This is a genomic window from uncultured Pontibacter sp., assembly GCF_947495565.1.
Taxonomy (GTDB): Bacteria; Bacteroidota; Bacteroidia; order Cytophagales; family Hymenobacteraceae; genus Pontibacter.
The window spans coordinates 100738-122531 of the sequence record NZ_CANLZM010000015.1; the positions used below are offsets into that span (position 1 = coordinate 100738).

Sequence of the window (21794 nt, forward strand, 5' to 3'; positions counted from 1 at the left end):
GGCACTTGTGTATAATCAACTAAACAAAAGTATAAATTAATGGCATACATTTCAGGTGCCTTGCCATTACTTTAACCAGACAAACTATAACGAGGTTTTCATAAAAGAGATGAATTACAACCGCAAAGAATATTCTGAGGAGGAACTGATACAGCTATACCGCGCCATTCTGAAGCCGCGCATGATTGAGGAGCGTATGCTAGTGCTGCTGCGCCAGGGGCGCGTAACCAAGTGGTTTTCCGGTATTGGCCAGGAAGCTATTTCGGTGGGCTCAGCCTTGGCCCTGGATCAGGATGAGTATATTCTGCCGCTGCACCGCAATTTAGGCGTATTTACAAGCCGCGGCATCGACCTGGGCCGCCTGTTTGCGCAGTTCCAGGGTAAGACTCACGGCTTTACCAAAGGCCGCGACCGCTCTTTCCACTTCGGCACCAATGAGCACCACATTGTAGGTATGATTTCGCACCTGGGCCCGCAACTGGCTGTAGCCGACGGTATTGCCCTGGCGGATTTGCTGGAGAACAAGGAGAAGGTAACGCTGGTGTTTAGCGGCGATGGCGGCGCCTCGGAAGGTGATTTCCATGAGGCGCTGAATGTGGCAGCCGTGTGGGGGCTACCGGTTATCTTTATGATCGAGAATAATGGCTATGGCCTTTCCACGCCAAGCAACGAGCAGTTCAGGTTTAAGCATTTCATTGACAAAGGCCCTGCATACGGCATTGATTCCCTGCAGATAGACGGCAACAACATTCTGGAAGTTTACGACACCGTGCGCCAAGCAGCGGCCAGTATCCGTAAGAACCCGCGCCCGATGCTGATTGAGGCCATTACGTTTAGGATGCGCGGCCACGAAGAAGCGAGCGGCACCAAGTATGTGCCGCAGGAGCTGTTCGAGAAATGGGCTAAGAAAGACCCTGTGGAGAACTTTGAAAAGTACCTGCTCGATGATCTGGTGCTGACCCAGAAGACCATGGAAAGTATAAAGGAGGAGCTGAAGGCCGAGATAGAGGAGGGGCTGCAGACAGCCTTTGCCGAGCCAATGCCGGAAGCCAACCGCGAGCAGGAAATAGCCGATATGTATAAGCCTTTCTCTCAGGAGGTGATACAGCCAGCCGGTGACGGTAAAACAGAGCGCCGTTTTGTGGATGCCATCTCGGATGGCCTTCGCCAAAGTATGGAGCGCTACCCGGAGCTGGTGCTGATGGGTCAGGATATTGCCGAGTATGGTGGTGTATTTAAAATTACTGAGGGCTTCGTAGATAAATTCGGCAAAGACAGGGTTCGCAACACGCCACTTTGCGAATCGGCTATACTTGGTGTTGGCTTGGGCATGTCGGTGCGCGGGCAGAAAAGTATGGTAGAGATGCAGTTCGCCGATTTTGTGAGCGCCGGCTTCAGCCAGATTGTAAATAACTTGGCCAAGAGCCATTACCGTTGGGGGCAAAATGCCGATGTGGTGGTACGCATGCCTACGGGCGCCGGCACAGCAGCAGGTCCGTTTCACTCGCAGAGCAACGAGGCCTGGTTCTTCCATACGCCGGGCCTGAAGATCGTGTACCCATCCTCGCCTTACGATGCTAAAGGCCTGCTGAATGCCGCCATAGAAGACCCGAACCCGATCATGTACTTTGAGCACAAGCTGCTTTACCGCTCCATCTCGCAGGAAATTCCAGATGATTACTACACCGTGGAGATTGGTAAGGCTAAAACAGTGGCGGAAGGCTCTGACCTAACTATCATCACGTACGGTATGGGTGTGCACTGGGCCAAGCAGCTGCAGCAGGAGCTAACGGGTGCAAGTATAGAAATCCTGGACCTGCGTACACTGTTGCCTTGGGATAAAGATGCGGTACGCGCTGCCGTGGAGAAGACAGGCCGTGCCATTATACTTCATGAAGATACCATGACCGGTGGCATCGGTGGGGAGATTGCCGCCTGGATTAGCGAGCACTGCTTTGAGCTGCTGGATGCGCCAGTTGCCCGCGTGGCCAGCCTGGACACCGCCGTGCCGTTCGCGCCACCGCTTGAGCAGGAGTTTCTGCCAAAGCAGCGTTTGCGCCAGAAAGCAGAAGCAATGTTAAATTACTAAGATCTACAAAAGCAGTCTAGTGTATTGTTTTGCAGTATGCTATGCTGATTTTGTGTTTAAACTATTTATATAAAATAAAATCCATATATTTGCATCATGCATTTTCTTCGCCCATACCTCTTTATGTTGCTGTGTTTGTTTCTGCTTGCGGGTTCCGGTTGCCAGCGCAAAGGAATTCCGTGCCCTAAACCTACCAGCAAACGCACTGTAAAGATACAAGGGCCAAACTCACAGGGGCTAGAGGCTATTAAAGTATCAACAGACAAAAACGGCAGGGTGAAGAAGAAGCGCGTGTTAGGATTGTTTTAGAAACCAGTTTAATCAGAATCAGTATAAGACCATGATGAAGGTGCGTGTTGCTGAATTTTGCTGCCAGACAGCATATAAGTATGGCTTTGGCCTGCTGCTGTTTTTCCTGTTAGGTACTTTACCCGGCTATGGGCAGGTAAGCTATGAGGCATCGGCTAGGCATGAGCAGCAGCTACGGAAATCGCTGAAAGACGCGGAGAAAGTAGACAATAAGTATAAAAGCACCCATCTGAACACTGATACTTATACTTTTAAGAAAGGAGTGGCTGGCCGCAAACGGGTTAAGAGAGACGATGGTCGTTCTAAGCTGCAGTTTAACGTAAACGGAGAACCAGCCAAGAAGCCAAAGCTCTTTAAGAAGAAGAGAAAGTATAAGTCTCGGAGCGAGAGAAGAGAATCAAACTAAAAAGAGAAAGGACCTGACAAAATGAATTGGCACCCGCTAACCAGCGTTGAGCAGTTGGATGAGATTATAGAAGAATCCAAAAACACCCCAGTCGTTATTTTTAAGCATAGCACCGCCTGTTCTATTAGCTCAACTGCCAAAAGCCGCCTGGAGCGCCAGTGGCAGGGCGCTGGCTTGGATCATATAAAACCTTATTACCTTGACCTGATCAGCTACCGACCTGTTTCGAACGAGGTGGCAGAGCTGTTGCAGGTAAGGCACCAGTCGCCGCAGGTGCTGCTGGTGCAGGATGGTGTTTGCACCTACAATGCCTCGCACTTGGGCATTAGCGTAGACGCTATCAAAAAGCAAACCGCAGCATAGTAATCTATACTTTTGCCAAGCTTCTTTGCCAAGGAGTTTGGGCCACTGTCCGGGCATAGTATTTTCTTTCTTAACCTGTTGCCTTGTATGCTTTGCCGTAAATGAGAGCAGAAATCCTGAGTTTGAAATACACGTAAAGTTAAGTACCTTTATACCATCTGAAACTCACTGGCCTGTGATAAGATTTTTAACAATCATACTTGTGGCGGCACTTCTGGCAGCCACTCCAGCCGTTGCTCAGACGGATGAAAGTGAAAGCTTTGAGCGAGAGACGAGCTACGGCATCAATTTCAACTCCAACGGTGGGCTGATTGGCGGAGCCTTTGTGCGCTCTACCTTCTTTATGAACGAGCGGATGTACCAGTTCGGAGGCATTGAGATTGTAGAAGTAAAGCACCCTAAAGAAGAGCGCTACCTGAATTATGTGGGCGAGCCTTTCGTGTATGGCAAGAAGAACTACTTTTTTGTGGTGAGGCCGCACTATGGCCGCGAGCTTGTACTATTCCGGAAAGCGGCTGAATCAGGTGTGCAGGTAAATGCCTTAGGTGCGATAGGCCCTTCCATTGGTTTGCTTGTGCCATACTATATAGACTATAGCTACGACGGCACCACCAACGATGTGCGCACAGTTCCATACGATGAGACCGTACACGTTAATACGGATTACATACTGGGAAGCGACACCGTTTTCCGGGGGCTGGGCCAGACTAAAATTAAACCGGGCCTGCATGCAAAAGCCGGCCTTAGCTTTGAGTACGGCAGATACCGCGAAAGCATAGCGGGCATAGAGGTTGGTGTGACCGTAGAGTACTTCCCGAGCAAGCCAATCATTATCCCGTTAGCCGAAAATAATAATACCTTCACCTCGGTATACTTGAACCTGTACTACGGCAGCAGAAAGTAACCCCCCCCCTACGAACAATTACCAGAGCCGGTTTGTTAAAGGAGCATACTTGCCACAGGCACATTTTTAGCCTATGGTTAAACTCTTAACCCATAACTTCCTATCTTTGCACCATGGATGAAATGATGACACTTCCGGTTATTCAGCCCAACGCCAAGCCCGAGGGACTTAACGCGCTGGGCCAGCCACGCAAGCCAAACTGGCTTCGGGTAAAACTACCGGTTGGGAAGGAATACGCCAAAGTAAGAAGCATTGTAGATGAATATAAACTGCACACCATATGCGAGAGCGGTAACTGCCCGAACATGGGTGAGTGCTGGGGTGCAGGCACAGCAACCTTCATGATCTTAGGTAACGTGTGTACCCGCAGCTGCTCTTTCTGCGCTGTGGCCACCGGCCGACCCAACGAGTACGATGAAGACGAGCCGCGCCGTGTGGCCGAGGCGATACAGCTGATGGGCGTAAAGCACGCTGTAATTACCTCCGTAAACCGTGATGAGCTGAAAGACCGTGGCGCCGCTGTATGGCACGATACGGTAAAGCAGGTGAAGCTGATGTCGCCGACAACAACCATCGAAACGTTGATTCCGGATGTGAAAGGCACTTGGGATGCATTGATTACGATGATTTCGCCGGGGCAGGAGGTTGTTTCGCATAACATGGAGACGGTGAGGGAGCTGTACCGCCGCGTGCGTCCGCAGGCTAAGTATGACCGCTCGCTGGAGCAGATCCGCCGCACCAAAGAATTTGGGCAGCGCACCAAGACTGGTATCATGCTGGGCTTAGGCGAAACCCGTGAGCAGGTATACCAAGCCATGGATGATCTGGCTGCTAACGGTTGCGACATCCTGACATTAGGCCAGTACTTGCAGCCAACAAAGATGCACCTGGAGGTAGCCGAATTTATTCACCCGGACCTTTTTGACCACTACCGCGAAGAAGGCTTAAAAAGAGGAATTAAATATGTGGAATCTGGTCCATTAGTAAGATCTTCATATCATGCCGAGCGCCACGTAAACGTTTAACAGCATAACATCAAACCAAAGAAGCCCCTGTAGCATTTAATTGCTGCAGGGGCTTCTTTATTTTATATTTATACAATAATAGTCAAATTGTAATAAACTAATATTTTGATAATAATATTCAAATATATTTTAAAATAGAGGTATAAAATGTAATTTTAAGAGCGAATCCTTAATACTACAACTATGCCTATGTAAACAAATTTACTTATCTCCTCGCAAAGTTTCTTTGCACTGCTTACCCCCACTTCCTTCTTGATGAAAGAAAAATGGTCGACTTAATATAAGATTTGACTGTTACTATAGTTATATATAAATATAGCATGATCTTGTTGTCTTGGAGAAAACCATTTTTGGGCAATCAAGTAAAAGAGTAAAGATAGATATAGCCCTATCTATGAATATTTAAGTGACGTTATATACAGTTTTTTTAAATTTTTATGATTAAACATCTACTGCTGACCTTTCTTTTACTGACTGGCAGTATCACCCTTAGCCAAGCGCAGGAGAGCATATCCCTAGGGAGGGCTACCACTTTTTCTGCCCTGGCCAGCAAGAAAATTGTAGCCAAAGGCCCCGGAATAACTCAAATAGACGGTAACATTGGTATTAGCCCCGGCAGAACCATTGAAGGCGAACAGTTTCTGGATGTGCTAGGCCGGAAGGAGCGTAACTCAGTACTAGCGATTGCAGGTATGCAGAGCGCCAATAGCGCCTATAATGAGCTGATCAGTTTGCCTATAACGATGAACCATGGCCCAGTGTTGGGTAATAATAACTCATTAGGTCCCGGTGTTTATAAATTCGATTCCAATACGACGCTTAACGGCAACCTGCGCCTCGACGGCCAAAGTGATATAAACTCGAAGTTTATATTTATTATAGATGGCAACTTTACATCCAACAGTGGCAGTATCCAGTTCTCCGACATGGGAGCCTCTGCCAAAAATGTGTACTGGGTTGTAAACGGCAGCGCTACTATTGGGGCAGGCAGCTCCTTTCAGGGCAATATTATTGCCACAAAAGACATTGCCTTCCAAAACAGGGCTGCGCTAGTTGGTCGTGCCATTTCACTTGATGGTACTATTTACTTCGACCAGAACTCTACGGCTATGCCGCTTATCATACAGACTAATCTTGAAGTAAAGAAAGATGTAGAGTACAGCGAGATTACGTTAGGTGCCAGAGTGGTTTATACTATAAAAGCCACTAATAAGGGGCTGGGCCAGGCTATGTATGTCGTGGTAAAAGAGCAGATACCAGCCGGACTGAAATTTATAAGGTCTGTCTCTGCTACAAAAGGCACATACAACGAAGAAACGCATGAATGGCTGATTGGCGATATGGCGGTAGGGCCTACAGAAACCCTGAAGCTGGAGTTTGAGATTGTGGGCACGGGTAATATAAAGAATGAGGTTGTTATCATTGGTGATAACCCGGACCCTGTACCAGATAATGATGAGGACGATGCAGTAATCATACTTCCAGACTTAGGAGTAATGAAGGTGCTGCTCAACCCGAAGGAGTCTTATGCGGTAGGCGATCTTGTAGATTATAGGATCACGCTCACAAACTATGCTGATGCCGCCGAAAACAATGTATACATAAGAGAGAAGCTGCCGGAGGGGCTGGAGCTAGTAAGTTATACCGCTAGTGCAGGTGTATATAATAACGACACAGGCATTTTTTATGTGCCATCCGTTGCAGGCAATTCTTCTGTTACGCTTACTATAAAAGCCAAACTGGTTAAGGCCGGTGAGATCAGAAACGTGGTCAGCATTATAGCTAAAGACATTGTACCGGTAGACCCTACCAACCCTGTAGATCCTGCTAACCCAACTGGTCCGGAAGATTATAAGGACTCTGACCCAGACAATGACGAGGATGAGGTGACAATACCTAATGTAACCTGTAGCCCTGAAATAAGTGTGGCTTTTGAGGCAGCACCAGCAACGGTATGCGCAAGTGCAACAGGCATCACACTGAAAGCAACAACATCAGTAATAGGCGGAACCTACAACTGGGTACTACCAGCCGGATGGAACTTTGCAGCAGGCACTAACCGAAACAGCAATGAAATAACTGTAAATGCAGGTAATGCCAGCGGAAGTAAAACAGTAAAAGTAAATTTAATTGACCAGTGCGGTAATACTGTAAGTGCAGAGACTGCTGTAAATGTAACCGGTGCTCCGGTTGCCCCAGCTATAACAGGTGAGGCTATTGTATGCTTTAACGGAAACATTACCTTAGGCGCGGGTGAGTCTGAAGAAGAACTGACTTACGAGTGGACTGTAGGCGATAATCTGGAAATAGATGGCCCGGCAGATGGAGCCAGTGTAAGCGTGAAGCCAAAGAACGGCAGCTTGCTAGGCGGCAGGGTAATGCTTAAGATTACGAACAGCTGCGGTTTCAGCAGTACAAGCTTTAAAGTGCTAACAATAGCACCTGCTCCAGCAACTCCTGTTGCCATTTCTGGAGATATAGATGTATGTGCAGCCAAACCAGTTACCTTCACTACGCCAGTAGTAGTAGGTGCAACAAGCTATACTTGGAGCTTCCCGGCTGACTGGACTGTGGTAGGAGATGCAACCGGCAGAGAAGTAGCTGTAATGGTAGGCGAGTCCAGCGGCGAGAAAGAAATCAGCGTGAAAGCTAATAACGCTTGCAGCAGCAGCGAAGCCTTTACCAGAACAATTAATGTAAACGCCGCGCCAAGCACCGAGAATTTCGCTCTTAATGGCGATGCTGAAGCTTGCCAGAACGCTACTCTTGTATTTACGGCAACTGCACTAGAGGGAGCTACTTATAGCTTTGAAGCAGAAGGCGGCTTAACGAAAGTATCAGAAACAGGCAATAAAGTAACAGTGAAAGCAGGCGCCACAAACGGTACCGTAACTGTAACAGTAACTGATTTCTGCGGCAACACATTCACTGTAACTAAAACAGTGGTAGTAACGCCTTTATTGGCTACTCCTGCCATTTCCGGTACAAGCAATGTGTGCCAGAACAGCACAGGAAATATATACACAGCGCCAGCTTATGAAGGTGCGGTAGCTTACAAGTGGACTGCCAACGGCGGCCTGGCAATTACTTCCGGAGCAGAAACAGCTACGGTAGCAGTTAGTGCAGGTGCCAGTGGAGGAACTCTAACGCTGGAAGTTACGAACGGATGTTTTACAGTTAAGACGACAAAAGTAATCGGTATTAACCCGCTGCCACAGGCTCCGGCAAGTATAACCGGCGATGCCGCAGTGTGCGCCGGAACACAGCAGACTTATACAACTGCAGCCGTAGCAGGTGCCACTTCATATACCTGGAGCTTCCCTTCAGGCTGGGCAGTAGTTTCTGGCGAGGGAGAAAGAACAGTAACGGTAACAGTTGGCAACAGCAGCGGAAAAGTAAGTGCAAAAGCTACTAACGAGTGCGGTAGCAGCGTGCAGGCAGCCGCTCTTGATGTTGCTGTGAACGATGTGCTGGCAGCCCCGGTCATTAGCGGCAGCAACGGCGCTTGTATAGGTGCATCACTAACTTATACTATACCGGCTGTTAACGGCGCCACAGGATATGCGTGGCAGGTGCCAGCAACCTGGACGCTCGTATCGGGCCAAAACACAAACAGCATTATAGTAACAGTTGGCAGTGCAGCCGGCAACATGACGGTAGCTGTGAAAAATGAGTGCGGTCTGGGTGAGGCAGCGGTAAAAGCTGTAGCTCCAGTATTGGCTCCTGTCGCCCCGGCTATTGCGGGCAACAACGATGTATGTGAGTTTACGCAACAGCTCACCTATTCAATTTCAAACCCAGAGGAAGGAGCCACTTATACTTGGTCGCTGCCGCAGGGCTGGAGCTTTGAAGGTGGTAACAGCGGTACAAGTGTAACAGTAAATGCCGGCTCAACAGCAGGTGCTATTAAAGTGGTAGCAGAAAATAGCTGTGGCACTTCAGAGGGACAGCTGAATATTCAAATCTTCACGCCTCCTGTTGCACCGAGCCAGCTTACTGATAACAGCAACGTTTGCGACGGACTGGTATTCTCTGTTGAGCCGGTGGCAGGTGCCAGCGGTTATACATGGGCAGTAAGCAGCGGCTTCACCATCACTTCAGGCCAGGGTACACCCTCTATCACAGTGAAAGCCGACAAGAACGACGCGGTGGGTACAGTAACTGTTGTTGCCGAAAACGGCCCTTGCAGCAGCATGGAGGCTACAGCGGCAATAGATGCTGCTAAAGCAGACGGCAACCTGGACTTCCCGAAAGCCTTTAGCCCGAACGGCGATGGCACAAACGACAACTGGCACATCAAAAACCTGGAGAAGTTCCCTAACTCTGAAGTAACCATTTTTAACCGATGGGGATCTGAGGTGTTCAAGACGAAGAGCTACCAGAACAACTGGAATGGAAAAGGACTGGAGCAGGGTACTTACTTCTACAAAGTAAGGGTGACATTGTGTGATGGTGTAGTAAAAGAGTTTACCGGCTATACTACCATCTTTAGGTAGGCAGCAGCTTAAATTTAGTAATTCCAATGAAAATGAGAATATGTTACCTATTGCTGGCCCTGTTGCTTACCACGGCTGCAAGCGCGCAGCAGAATCCGCAGTACTCGCAGTATATTTTTAACAGCATGTCTATCAACCCGGCTTATACGGGCAGCAAAAATGTGCTGAATATAAATGCCTTTCACCGCTCGCAATGGTCTGGGGTAGAAGGAGCGCCAAGCACCCAGTCGTTGGCCGTGGATGGTGTAATAGCGAACGATAGACTGGGCCTGGGCCTGAACCTGACGCGCGATGAGATTGGCGCCCACACCACCACCAGCGTTTATGGTAACTTTGCCGTGAAGCTGCAGGTGAGCGAAGATGCCATCTTTAGCTTAGGCCTGGCGCCTGGTTTAGTGCAGTACACGGTAGATGGCAGTAAGTTTGGCATCACCGATGACCCCTCCATCCCTACAGGAAAAGAAACAAGTATAAAACCAGATGTAAAGATCGGGGCCTACTTTCACACCAACCGCTTCTACGCGGGTTTTTCAGGCACAGAGCTGCTGCAGTTTAAAGACATGGACCAGGTGGAGCCGGAGCGCCACTACTTTTTTACCGCTGGATATGTGTTTGATGTAAGCCCTTTTGTAAAGCTGAAGCCAAGCCTATTGGTAAAAGAGGATTTTCATGCACCCACAAGTATGGATGTGAACGCCTTTATACTTCTGGCAGACCGCCTCTGGCTGGGTAGCTCTTACCGTACCAGCATGAATGTTTTTAGCGATGCGGAGATGGGAGACGTGGAAAAACGCACCGCTGTAGCCTTCATTGGAGAGCTGCAGGTAATGAAGCAATTGCGCCTGGGTTACTCTTACGATAAAATGCTAAACGGATACAGCAACCAGAGCACCCACGAAGTTTCAGTTGGCTACTACTTCTTCCGTAAGAAAGAGACCAAAATGATGACGCCGCAGTACTTTTAACCCTTAGCGCTTACTATTATATGAAATTTAAGAATATACCCTTTTACATAGCAGCTGCCGCTGTGCTGGGCTTTTCGCCTGTGGCACAAGGCCAGTCATCGCTGCGCAAGGCAGATAAACATTACGATAACTATGAATTTGCACTAGCACTGCCAGCGTATAAGGAAGCCATACAAAAACGTAAACCAGAACTGCCAACTGTAGAGCGTATTGCCACAGCCTACCGCCTGACACGCCAGAACAAAGAAGCTGAAGTATGGTATGCCAAGGTGGTGGCCATGCCAAGCCGTCCGCCCATGAACCTGTATTACTATGCTGAGGCGCTGCGCAGCAACGGCAAGTATGTGGAGGCAAAAGAGCAGTACATGCAGTGGGGCGAAGAAATGCCAGAGTATGCAGAGCGCGCTCAACAACTCATGAGAGCTACCGATCAGTCGCTACGCCTGATGAAAATGCCTGCAGTGGCGGAGGTTACGCCGGTAGCTACCCTGAACAAAAACGGAGCCTCAGACTTTAGTCCGATGCAATATGGTAGCAACGGCATCGTCTTTACCTCTGACCGTGGTGTGCAGAAAGACGGCAAAAACCCTAAAGTATACGGCTGGACAGGCCGCCCATACCTGCAGCTGTTTGTAGCCCAGGATGCCGGAGAAGGCAATTACGGAAAACCAGAGCCGCTGCAGGAAGTAATAAACGCCGATTACCACAATGCAACAGCCTCTGCCGCAAAAGACGGTAGCAAACTATACTTTACCCGCACTAAAATGGTGCCTGCGCTGGATAACGCAAATGCAGATCCTACCAGTTGGGCAGAAAAAAACGAAAACCAGAACCTTATAAACCGTCTGGAAATTTATTCCGCAGAGAAGCAGGGCGGAAGCTGGGGCAATATCCAGGCATTTGATTACAACAAAGTAGAAGAGTATTCGGTAGGCCACCCGGCTGTTTCGCCAGACGGGCAGGTGCTATACTTTGTGTCTGATATGCCGGGCAGTCTGGGTGATACGGATATTTATTATAGTAAGCGCAAAGCAGATGGCACATGGGGAGAACCTGTAAATGCCGGTGCCGTGATAAACACCAGTGGCCGCGAGAGTTTCCCTTATGTGGATGCTGATGGTAAATTATACTTTGCTTCCGAAGGCCATGTAGGCATGGGGGGCATGGATATTTTTTCTGCCGAGGGAGAGCCGGGCAGCTGGCGTGCAGTGAAAAACCTGGGTTACCCGATCAATACGCCTCAAAACGACTATGGCATCATGTTTACAGAGCCAGGCGTGCGCGGCCTATTGTCATCTAACCGCGACTCTCAGAACGGAACTGAAGATATCTATGCCTTCAAAATTCTGCAGAAACCGGTAGTGCTGGCTATTACAACGCTGGGCCGCTTCCAAAACAATAAGAAGAAGACGGTGCAGGAGCCGCTTCCAAATACCAGAATCATGATGAGCCAGAAGAACTCAAAAGATTCTACAGTGGTTATTACAGATGAGAAGGCGCAAAGCTTTGCCGATGCCCGCGCTGGCAACACCTATACTTTCAAAGGCTCCAAAATTGGATTCCTGAAAATGGAATCCGGGATAGAAGTTCCGGCTACAGCTTCGGATACCGTGCAGGTGGCACTGGTGTTTGATAAAAATGAGGTGGAGAAGGCCATCGTGCTGGAAAACATCTATTACGACTTGGATAAAGCTGACATTCGTCCGGATGCGGCTAAAGAACTGAACAAGATCGTGACGCTGCTCAAGAACAACCCGACGGTGGAGATTGAAATGGGCGCGCACACAGATAGCCGTGAAAGTCACCTGTACAACCAGCAGCTTTCGGAGCGAAGAGCGCAGGCCGCCGTGGATTACTTGGTGTCTATGGGTATAGAAAGACGCCGGCTGACGGCAAAAGGCTACGGCAAAACCAGATTGGTGAATAAGTGTGCTGAAGGTGTGCAGTGCCCGGAAGAAGAGCACCAGAAAAACCGACGCACTGAGTTTATCATCAAGAAGAACTAAAAAAGACTTAAATTCTCATTAGCTTTCATAGTTTGGAAAGGCTCTGCGGTTTCTGCGGAGCCTTTCATCATTCTAGGGAAACCGGAAAGTATAAAAGGCAGGAGCGGCGGTAGATTTTTTCTGCCGCCGCTCCTGCCTTTCAATGTAGTAGCTGCTATCTCTACTTCTTTCCTGTATAGGCTACTCGGTAAATAATGCCGTTCTCATCATCAGATATCAACATAGAGCCATCGGTATGCTGCGCCAGCCCAACCACGCGGCCAAACTGAGCCTGATTATTATCAACTAAAAAGCCTGTCACGAAATCCTCTATACTTTTGGCCTGACCATTCTCGAAGCGTACACGCACTACTTTATAGCCAACCGGCTCTTTGCGGTTCCAGGAGCCGTGCAGCGTCACAAGCGCATCTCCTCTGAACTCCTCCGGAAACTGAGAGCCTTTATAAAAAAGCAGATCCATGGGAGCGCTGTGGGCATCGTAAGTAGCAACCGGGAATTTCGTCTGCTTGGCGTACTCTTCCCAACTCATGCCTTTCGGTGGCTCATCAGCCAGGTTTGGTTTGCCATCCTCAAAAACATATGGCCAGCCGTAGTTGCCGCCGTCTACCAATTTGTTCAGCTCCTCCTTCTGTGTCTCATCGCCTAGCCAATCTATCCCGTGGTCAAACCCATAAAGCTCTTTAGTCTGAGGATGCCAGTCAAAGCCAATGGTATTGCGCAGGCCTTTGGCAAAAATACGCCGGCTCGATCCTTCAGGCTTCATCTGTACCATAGTAGCGTTCTCCTCATGTGTTTCTGCGCAGGCGTTGCAAGTGCTGCCAACAGATACATATAGCATGCCGTCCGGCCCAAAACGAAGGGTGCGGTTCGGGTGCTGGCCACCTTCCGGAAAACCTGTGGCAATCTGCTTCAGCTCTCCCAACGTGCCGTCTTTATTAAGAGTGGCAGTATAGATATCATTCACAGCCATCAGGTATGCTTTGCCGTCACGGATAGTGATGCCGTGCATGCCTTCTTTGGTGGCTACCACTTTTTGCTGATCAGCTTTCCCGTCTTTGTTCGTGTCCCGGATCATGGTGACAGTGCCTTTGTCGCGGTCCGTAACATACACGGTTCCATCTGTGTGCACAGCCAGCATGCGGGGTTTATTCAGGTTTTCAGCAAACTTAGCGATAGTAAAACCTGCCGGAACCTTAAGTTGGCTTATCCGCTCAGAGGTGGCAGGTACTTTAGCCGCTTTAAAAATGTGGCCTTCCATGGAGGCGCTGATTGGCGGTTTGGTGTCTTGAGCCCAGGCGGCAGATACTGCCAAAGCCATTCCTAAAGCCAGTGTGGTAATTCTTGTTTTCATAATATTTCTTTAGATTTCAGGCACTTAGCCCTATCCTGCATTTTACCACTGGCAGCAAAGAATAGTTGCAATAAGCGCCTGTGGCATCAGCTCTTCTAAATGCTTTTAAACTTTCAGGGGCTTTACCCGTTTTCAGATTGATTAATCAACTAAACATCTATTTCATTGCGTTATACTTATACTTTTTTCCTGTTTTTGATGATGATGCTCCCGCAAGTGCTGCAGGCGCAGGAGCTATACAGCGGCTATGTATTGGGTGCCGGTACAGAGCAGCCGCTTCAGGGCGTAACAGTTACTGCCAGCTCAGGCGAGCAAGGCATCAGCAACGAGAACGGATATTTCAGTTTGGCAACACCTGGTGCTGCCAGGCGACTTGTTTTTAGCTATATCGGCTACAGAACAGAAATAATTAACAGCCCTAGCGGCAGCCAGGAATTGCGGGTGCTGCTGCAGCCGGATGCAGCCAGCCTGCAGGAGGTGGTGATTACCGGCTACGAAACTAACCGGCCGCTGCTGCAAACTGCCGGGGCGGTAAGTATAATTGAGCGGGAGGTGATAGAGCGTTTCGATGAAAGCTCTCTTGTGCGGGCGGTAAATACGGTGCCAGGCGTGAGAATGGAGGAGCGGGCACCTGCCAGCTACCGCATCTCAATACGTGGAAGTGCCCTGCGCTCGCCTTACGGCATCCGAAACGTAAAGCTATACTACGATGGCATTCCGTTTACAGAGGCAAACGGTACTACGGCGCTTAATTTAATGGATGCGTCTAATATAGGAAGTATAGAAGTGCTGAAAGGCCCGACCGGAAGTATGTACGGAGCAGGTACAGGCGGCACAGTGCTGCTGGAGCCACGGCGTGCCGCTGCCGGAGAGCAGTCTTTGGAAGTAGGGGCGATGACTGGCTCTTTTGGGTTGAGGCGATACACTGCTACGGCACGCGTAGGAAGTGAAAAGAGCAGCATACTGGTGCAGTATGCACGGCAGGAGTATGACGGACATCGGCAGCAGTCGGCGGTAGACCGTGAGGTGCTGCTGCTAAGTTCTGAGTTTAAGCCGTCTGATAAACGCACTTTGGCCGCTAACCTGATTTACTCTGATTTATACTATGAGTTGCCAGGCGGGTTAACAGAGGAGCAATATGCAGAAGACCCAAGCCAGGCGCGCGGCGGTATGTTCGGAAGTGTGGCGCAGAACGCCTCTATGAATCAAAGAGGAGTAAATGTGGGGCTGAAGCAGGAGTATACTTTCAATGAGAGGTTCAGCAACACCACCTCCGTTTATGGCCTGCACCGTTTCCGTAATCATCCTTTCAACACCGACTATGAGCGCAACACGAACCAGGAATTTGGCGGCCGAACCAGTTTTGCCTACAAGGCGCAGCTCGGAAGTATAGGCGCTACTTTTACGGCAGGCGGGGAGTATCAGCGTGGATTTGAAGCTGCCCGAACCTATGACAACAACAGCGGCACGCCCGGCGACCTGCGCACCGACGATGAAGTGATTGCCAAGTCCGGGTTTGGTTTTGCTCAGGCCGAGTTTGAGCTGCCCGCCGATATAATTGCTACAGCCGCGCTCAGCCTGAACGATACCAAGTATGAAATCACGCGCCTGCACCAGGTAAGCAGCGGCAACTACAAGTATAACCGCGATTTTGAAGCTGTGCTGTCGCCGAGGGTGGCGCTGCTGAAGCAACTAACGGATCAGGTAAGTATACATGCCAGCATTAGTTCTGGCTTCTCGCCGCCAACCGAAGAGGAAATCCTAACTTCCGATGGGCAACTGAACGAGGAACTGGAGGCTGAGAAGGGCACCAACTATGAGGCAGGCATTCGTGGCTTTGGCCTAGGCGGCAACTTATACTTTGATGTGGTGGGTTATTACTTCAAGTTAAAGGAAACCATCGTAAGCCGCCAGGATGTATCCAGTGTGGCTGTATTCAGGAATGTGGGCAATACCGACCAAAAAGGCATCGAGGCGAATATAAGTTATACTTTGGTAAATGAGCCTACGCAGCAGCTGAGCCTGCTCAAAGTATGGACCAGCTATACTTACAGCCATTTCCGGTTTGATGAGTATCAGCAGAATGAGAACAACTACTCCGGCAACGAGCTAACAGGTGTGGCGCCACATGCCGCCACTGCTGGCCTAGATGTAAGCACCAGCTTCGGTTTATACCTGAACCTGACAGCTAATTACGTAGATGAAATCCCTTTAAATGATGAGAATACCGTGTATGCCGACAGTTACTTGGTGGCCGGTGCTAGGCTGGGTATAAAACGACAGTTAGGGCAGCATTTTGGGCTGGAGTTATTTAGCGGTATAGACAATCTTTCAGATAAAAAGTATAGTCTGGGCAACGACCTCAATGCGTTTGGAGGTCGGTTTTTTCAGCCGGCACCTGGGCGTAACTACTACGGCGGCCTTAGCCTGAAGTATAACTTATAAGTTGTTTAGCGCCTTCTGTCGGGTATTGGTGGAAATTCTGCCATGATATCAGCCACAGCCAGGTTAATCCGCTCCATATCCTGAGAGGTAGGGTTGATGCCCGCTTCCGAAAAACCGCGCCATAGCAGTTGGTTGGTAGTTGGGTCGATAATATCAATAATAAGCGTGCCCGTCGGGAAGCTATGAATAGGTCTGTAGCCTGTTATCCCGTTTGTAGCATACCGAAAACGATAGCCAAACCAATAACTGTAGCCATAGCCAAAGCCTTCCGGAAAAGTATAATCCAAAGTCGGTACCTGGCTTGTATCTACGGCAAGATCATAGGCAATCAATAAACTTGGGTTCTCTACTTCGGGGCGCAGGCCGTCTTTTACAAGTTCGCTGGCAATGGCTTCTTTTATGCGCTGGTCTAGCAGCAGGTTAAACTGTGGGCCTGCACCGCCTGCCCGAGGCTTAGGTACTTCTGCAGTATACCAGTTAAAAGTCCGGAACCGCGTGAAATCTACAGTAGGGTCATAAAAGAACTTCCTGCCAGCCGAAGGAATGCGGGAGCAGCTGGCTAACGTCAGAAGTATCAGGAGGAAAGTATAGAAATGGCTTGTTTTCATGATGTGTTAAATAAGGGCTGTTAATGATACATGGCTGCTGCGCCTCTAGTTATAGTATACTGATTTATAAGCACAGAAGTATAGCAGCACAAATATATGGATAAATTTTTTTGAGTAAACGCCTTAGCAGTGGCGGTATTATGCTAACGCATCAGTAAAATGGCTGCGGCTAAAGTATAAAGATAAGAATCGGCCAAAAACACAAAAGCCTGACCAAATGGCCAGGCTTTTGTGCTGTAAAATCAGGAGCGGGTTAGCCAACGGCTACCATCTCGTTTCCATTCTCGTCATAAGCTTCAATCGGGGCGCAAGAGCAAACCAGGTTACGGTCGCCGTAGGCGCTGTCGATGCGGCTAACAGTTGGCCATACTTTGTTGTCGCGCAGGTAAGCCATCGGGAACACCGCTTTCTCGCGAGAGTAAGGGCGATCCCAGTTTTCTACCATCACCACTTTAGCTGTGTGCGGCGCGTTTTTAAGTACGTTGTTTTTCTGGTCAGCCTTTCCTGCTTCTACCTCACGTATCTCCTCACGGATCGAGATCATCACATCACAGAATCTGTCCAGTTCTTCCTGTGCCTCAGACTCTGTTGGCTCCACCATCAATGTGCCCGCAACCGGGAACGATACCGTGGGTGCATGGAAACCATAGTCCATAAGACGCTTCGCGATATCCTCTACCTCTACGCCAAACTTCTTAAACTCGCGGCAATCCAGAATCATTTCGTGTGCGCAGCGGCCATTTTTGCCTACATACAGCACCGGATAGTGCTTCTCTAAGCGTGCCTTAATATAGTTGGCGTTCAGAATAGCTACCTTCGTTGCCTCTGTCAAACCTTCACCGCCCATCATGGCAATGTAAGCATAAGATATCGGCAGGATAGAAGCAGAACCCCAAGGAGCAGCAGATACAGCGTGAATAGCGTTTTCGCCGTTGATTTTTCTTACCGCGTGTCCCGGAAGGAACGGAGCAAGATCTTTCACCACACCGATCGGGCCCATGCCAGGGCCACCGCCACCGTGCGGAATGCAGAATGTCTTGTGCAGGTTCAGGTGGCAAACGTCAGCACCGATATGCGCCGGAGAAGTTAAACCTACCTGCGCGTTCATGTTGGCGCCATCCATATAAACACGGCCACCGTTGTCGTGGATAACCTGGCAGATCTCAATGATGCTTTCCTCATACACACCGTGTGTGGAAGGATACGTCACCATCAGGCAAGACAACTCATTTTTATACTGCTCAGCTTTCGCACGTAGGTCGGCTACATCAATGTTGCCTTTCTCATCGCACTTCACAATCACTACTTTCATACCGGCCATTACCGCAGAAGCAGGATTGGTGCCGTGTGCAGAAGAAGGAATCAAAGCAATGTTGCGGTGATGATCGCCACGCGACTCATGGTAAGCACGAATTACCATTAGACCAGCATACTCGCCCTGTGCGCCAGAGTTTGGCTGCAGCGACACAGCATCAAAACGAGTGATTTCACATAACCAAGCCTCCAGGTCAGTAAAGATCTGCTCATAACCTTTGGTTTGGTCGGCTGGGGCAAATGGGTGCAACTGCCCGATCTCTGGCCAGGTAACCGGAATCATCTCGACAGTAGCGTTCAGCTTCATGGTGCAAGAGCCAAGCGGAATCATGGAGTGAACCAAAGAGATATCTTTATTCTCCAGGTGCTTCATGTAGCGCAGGATTTCGTGCTCTGAGTGATGCTCGTTAAACACATAATGCGTCAGGTAGTCGCTCTTACGGATCAGGCTCTCTGCCCAGGTAATTTCAGTCTCCTCCGGAAGCTCATTTATACTTAACACATCAGCAGACTTGCCGGCCACTTTCGCAAACACAGCCAGTATAGCTTTCACATCCTGCAGGTCGGTGTTCTGGTGCAGTGAAATGCCGATGTTGTTCTCTCCAAAATAACGGAAGTTGATGCCAGCTGCCTCAGCCTCTGTACGGATAGCGTCTCTCAACTCAGCGCTTTCCACGGCAATCTTCAGTGTATCGAAATACTGCTCGTTCTGCTGCTTAAAGCCAAGTGCCTGCAGGCCTTTTTCTAGTTGCTGCGCCAGTACGTGCGTGTTCAGGCCGATATACTTCAGGCGACGTGGGCCATGGTATACAGCATACATGCCAGCAATAACAGCCAGAAGTACCTGTGCTGTACAAATGTTAGAGGTAGCTTTTTCGCGGCGGATGTGCTGCTCACGTGTCTGCAGGGCCATGCGGTAAGCCTTGTTACCCTCTGTGTCCACAGAAAGACCAATAATACGACCCGGAATCACGCGCTTAAAGGTATCTTTGGTAGCAAAGTATGCTGCGTGCGGTCCGCCAAAGCCCATCGGTACGCCAAAACGCTGGGTAGTGCCTACCACGGCATCCGCGCCCATCTCACCCGGAGGTGTTAGCAGCGTCAGCGAAAGAATGTCGGCAGCCACAGCTACAAATGCTTCGTTTGCGTGCGCTTTAGAAATAAAGTCAGTATAATCGAAAATGGCACCATCGGCAGCAGGGTATTGTACCAGGGCACCAAATAAAGTCTCGTCAGAGAAATCAACCTCGCGGTGGTCTCCAATTACCAGTTCAATGCCTATCGGTGTAGCGCGCGACATCAGTACATCAATTGTCTGTGGCAGCACGTGCTCCGATACAAAGAAACGGTTAGCGTTTTTGCGGGATCCTTTACGCTGAGAGAAGAACATAGCCATAGCCTCGGCAGCGGCAGTGCCTTCATCCAGTAAAGAAGCATTGGCGATCTCCATACCTGTCAGGTCCATCACCATGGTCTGGTAGTTGATCAGCGCTTCCAGTCGGCCTTGTGCAATCTCAGCCTGGTAAGGAGTGTAGGCAGTATACCAGCCCGGATTCTCCATAATATTACGAAGTATAACCGGAGGTAAAATAGTATCGTTGTAGCCAAGCCCGATGTAAGACTTGTACACTTTGTTTTGCTTGGCGATCTGTGAGAACTTGTTCAGGAAGTCTCTCTCGGAAAGCGCGGCAGGAAGGTTGAGAGGCTTCTTCAGTCGGATGGCGGCTGGTACAGTCTCCTCAATCAGTTGGTCCAGTGTTTCTGCGCCAATAGTGCGCAGCATGTCCTGCATTTGCTCTTTGTCGGGGCCGTTGTGGCGCTCCTTAAATACATCAGCAGGTTTGGTCTTAAAGATCATAACGATGTTATATTAGTCTGGAATTTTTTGGGTTTTCTGCTCCTTCGGAAGCCAGCCTGTCGCCAGTTCCTAACTCTTGCTACAAAAGTAGTAATACTTTATTATATTGAAGCATCAAAGCTAAATAGTTAAAGATGCGCAGCAGAGTATAATAACCTGAAGTATAAGCGCGAGCACCGGCTTTTGTTTATACATTCAAACACAAAAACAACGGCAACAATTCAACCTGAAAGTCTTATGAGCAACCTGAAGATCGGCATCATCAAAGAAGGTAAAGTACCAGTAGACAAGCGTGTGCCACTTACTCCTAAAAAATGCGTGGAGGCCATGCAGGAGTTTGCAGCGATGCAGGTGGTGGTGCAGCCAAGTGGTATCCGTTGCTTTACCGACGCCGAGTACCAGGAGCTTGATATTCCGCTGCAGCAGGATTTATCTGACTGCGATGTGCTGATGGGGGTGAAGGAGGTGCCTGTAGAGTTGCTGGTTCCGAATAAGACCTATCTGTTCTTTTCCCATACTATAAAAAAGCAGCCGCATAACGCCAAACTGCTTCGGGCCATACTTGACAAGAACATCACCCTGATAGATTACGAGCTGCTAAAAACACCGGAAGGGCAGCGGGTAGTTGCCTTTGGCCGATACGCTGGCATTGTGGGCGCTTATAACGGAGTACTTACCTACGGCAAAAAGCATAAGCTATTTGACCTAAAGCCGGCCTACCTCTGCCATGAGATGGAGGACATGCAGGAAGAGTATTTTAAAGTAAAACTGCCGCCGATCAAAATTGCCATCACCGGAGGCGGGCGTGTGGCCTGCGGTGCTATGGAGGTGCTCGATAAGATGGAGATAAGAAGGGTGAGCGTATTTGACTACCTGTACAAGCAGTTCTCAGAGCCTGTTTATGCCCAGCTGCACTCCGGCGATTATAATGCCCGCCCCGATGTAGAAGTATGGGATTCGCCGGACTTCTATGCCAACCCACACTTATATAAGAGTACCTTTCGCAAATTTACCAAAGTTACCGATCTGCTGATGGCCTGCGCCTACTGGGACCCACGCGCACCAAAGCTCTTTACAGAAGAAGACACCCGCAACCCGGATTTTAAAATAGACACCATTGCCGATATAACCTGTGATGTGAACGGCTCTATACCTACCACCAAGCGTGCTACTACAATAGAGGAGCCAGCCTACGATTACAACCCGGCTACAGGAGAACTGGAGCAGCCATACTTCCGAGCCAGCAATATAACAGTGATGGCCGTGGACAATCTACCTTGCGAACTTCCGCGCAACGCCTCCCGTGACTTTGGTCGCCACTTAATAGATAATGTATTCCCCCAGTTTTTCAACGGAGATGCAGGTGGCATGCTAGCGCGAGGTACTATAGCTAAAAGTGGTAAGCTGATGCCCCTTTATAGTTACTTACAAGAATATGCTGACAGTGCAATAAGTAATAAGGAGAGGCAAGAGGTATAGTATAGTATAGTATAGTATAGTATAGTATAGTATAGTATAGTATAGTATAGTATAGTATAGTATAGTATAGTATGAGCGATAATGATAAATAGAAACTAAAAAAGGAGCCCGCGCAGCAATGCCGGGCTTCTTTTTTGCCCGCTGAAAAGCGCCATCTGATGACAGGCAGCTGATCA

Annotated in this window: 14 protein-coding genes; 11 read left to right on the forward strand and 3 right to left on the reverse strand. The window is 49.1% G+C overall.

Annotated features, from left to right (window positions below; all coding sequences use genetic code 11):
- The first annotated feature begins 109 nt into the window (after positions 1-109).
- The 9 genes from Q1B04_RS17355 to Q1B04_RS17395 all read left to right on the forward strand — a co-directional run bounded on the left by Q1B04_RS17355 (position 110) and on the right by Q1B04_RS17395 (position 12563).
- A complete protein-coding gene (locus Q1B04_RS17355; RefSeq protein ID WP_299761173.1) occupies positions 110-2089 on the forward strand; it encodes a dehydrogenase E1 component subunit alpha/beta in 1980 nt (659 codons plus the stop codon).
- 96 nt (positions 2090-2185) lie between these two features.
- Positions 2186-2398, forward strand: a complete 213-nt coding sequence (locus tag Q1B04_RS17360) for a hypothetical protein (protein ID WP_299761176.1) — start codon at positions 2186-2188, stop codon at positions 2396-2398.
- 31 nt (positions 2399-2429) lie between these two features.
- Positions 2430-2804, forward strand: a complete 375-nt coding sequence (locus tag Q1B04_RS17365) for a hypothetical protein (RefSeq protein WP_299761179.1) — start codon at positions 2430-2432, stop codon at positions 2802-2804.
- A gap of 21 nt (positions 2805-2825) precedes the next feature.
- Positions 2826-3167: a bacillithiol system redox-active protein YtxJ gene (gene ytxJ, locus Q1B04_RS17370; protein ID WP_299761182.1), complete on the forward strand. Its 342-nt coding sequence runs from the start codon at positions 2826-2828 to the stop codon at positions 3165-3167.
- A 175-nt stretch (positions 3168-3342) separates the two neighbouring features.
- The gene (locus tag Q1B04_RS17375) at positions 3343-4071 is read left to right on the forward strand and encodes a hypothetical protein (RefSeq protein WP_299761185.1); all 729 of its coding nucleotides are present in this window, start codon (positions 3343-3345) and stop codon (positions 4069-4071) included.
- Positions 4072-4193: 122 nt separating this feature from the next.
- Positions 4194-5096: a lipoyl synthase gene (lipA, locus tag Q1B04_RS17380; protein WP_299761217.1), complete on the forward strand. Its 903-nt coding sequence runs from the start codon at positions 4194-4196 to the stop codon at positions 5094-5096.
- Between the two features lie 437 nt (positions 5097-5533).
- Positions 5534-9592, forward strand: a complete 4059-nt coding sequence (locus Q1B04_RS17385) for an ice-binding family protein (protein ID WP_299761188.1) — start codon at positions 5534-5536, stop codon at positions 9590-9592.
- A 26-nt stretch (positions 9593-9618) separates the two neighbouring features.
- Complete coding sequence (locus Q1B04_RS17390) at positions 9619-10557, forward strand: type IX secretion system membrane protein PorP/SprF (protein ID WP_299761191.1); 939 nt, start codon at positions 9619-9621, stop codon at positions 10555-10557.
- 20 nt (positions 10558-10577) lie between these two features.
- Positions 10578-12563, forward strand: a complete 1986-nt coding sequence (locus Q1B04_RS17395; protein ID WP_299761194.1) for an OmpA family protein — start codon at positions 10578-10580, stop codon at positions 12561-12563.
- Positions 12564-12723: 160 nt separating this feature from the next.
- Here the strand turns inward: Q1B04_RS17395 and Q1B04_RS17400 are convergent, their stop codons facing one another.
- The gene (locus tag Q1B04_RS17400) at positions 12724-13914 is read right to left on the reverse strand and encodes a PQQ-dependent sugar dehydrogenase (RefSeq protein WP_299761197.1); all 1191 of its coding nucleotides are present in this window, start codon (positions 13912-13914) and stop codon (positions 12724-12726) included.
- A 165-nt stretch (positions 13915-14079) separates the two neighbouring features.
- Between Q1B04_RS17400 and Q1B04_RS17405 the strand changes: the two genes are divergently transcribed.
- Positions 14080-16359 carry a TonB-dependent receptor gene (locus Q1B04_RS17405; RefSeq protein WP_299761200.1) on the forward strand — a complete coding sequence of 760 codons (2280 nt, stop codon included), beginning with the start codon at positions 14080-14082 and terminating at the stop codon, positions 16357-16359.
- A gap of 5 nt (positions 16360-16364) precedes the next feature.
- On the opposite strand, the gene Q1B04_RS17410 is transcribed toward Q1B04_RS17405, so the two are convergent.
- Together Q1B04_RS17410 and gcvP are read right to left on the reverse strand one after the other, a co-directional pair.
- The gene (locus tag Q1B04_RS17410) at positions 16365-16967 is read right to left on the reverse strand and encodes a DUF4136 domain-containing protein (protein ID WP_299761203.1); all 603 of its coding nucleotides are present in this window, start codon (positions 16965-16967) and stop codon (positions 16365-16367) included.
- Between the two features lie 253 nt (positions 16968-17220).
- Positions 17221-20139 (reverse strand): aminomethyl-transferring glycine dehydrogenase, encoded by a 2919-nt coding sequence (gene gcvP, locus Q1B04_RS17415; protein ID WP_299761206.1) that lies wholly within the window; start codon positions 20137-20139, stop codon positions 17221-17223.
- 237 nt (positions 20140-20376) lie between these two features.
- On the opposite strand from gcvP, the gene Q1B04_RS17420 reads away from it, so the two are divergent.
- Entirely contained in the window at positions 20377-21618 is a 1242-nt protein-coding gene (locus Q1B04_RS17420) for an NAD(P)-dependent oxidoreductase (RefSeq protein WP_299761209.1), read from the forward strand.
- Positions 21619-21794: the final 176 nt, after the last annotated feature.

Coding starts and splice junctions, on each gene's coding strand:
- Q1B04_RS17355 (WP_299761173.1), top strand. CDS start 110: ATGAATTACAACCGCAAAGAATATTCTGAGGAGGAACTGATACAGCTA.
- Q1B04_RS17360 (WP_299761176.1), top strand. CDS start 2,186: ATGCATTTTCTTCGCCCATACCTCTTTATGTTGCTGTGTTTGTTTCTG.
- Q1B04_RS17365 (WP_299761179.1), top strand. CDS start 2,430: ATGATGAAGGTGCGTGTTGCTGAATTTTGCTGCCAGACAGCATATAAG.
- ytxJ (WP_299761182.1), top strand. CDS start 2,826: ATGAATTGGCACCCGCTAACCAGCGTTGAGCAGTTGGATGAGATTATA.
- lipA (WP_299761217.1), top strand. CDS start 4,194: ATGATGACACTTCCGGTTATTCAGCCCAACGCCAAGCCCGAGGGACTT.
- Q1B04_RS17385 (WP_299761188.1), top strand. CDS start 5,534: ATGATTAAACATCTACTGCTGACCTTTCTTTTACTGACTGGCAGTATC.
- Q1B04_RS17390 (WP_299761191.1), top strand. CDS start 9,619: ATGAAAATGAGAATATGTTACCTATTGCTGGCCCTGTTGCTTACCACG.
- Q1B04_RS17395 (WP_299761194.1), top strand. CDS start 10,578: ATGAAATTTAAGAATATACCCTTTTACATAGCAGCTGCCGCTGTGCTG.
- Q1B04_RS17400 (WP_299761197.1), bottom strand. CDS start 13,914: ATGAAAACAAGAATTACCACACTGGCTTTAGGAATGGCTTTGGCAGTA.
- Q1B04_RS17410 (WP_299761203.1), bottom strand. CDS start 16,967: ATGAAAACAAGCCATTTCTATACTTTCCTCCTGATACTTCTGACGTTA.
- gcvP (WP_299761206.1), bottom strand. CDS start 20,139: ATGATCTTTAAGACCAAACCTGCTGATGTATTTAAGGAGCGCCACAAC.
- Q1B04_RS17420 (WP_299761209.1), top strand. CDS start 20,377: ATGAGCAACCTGAAGATCGGCATCATCAAAGAAGGTAAAGTACCAGTA.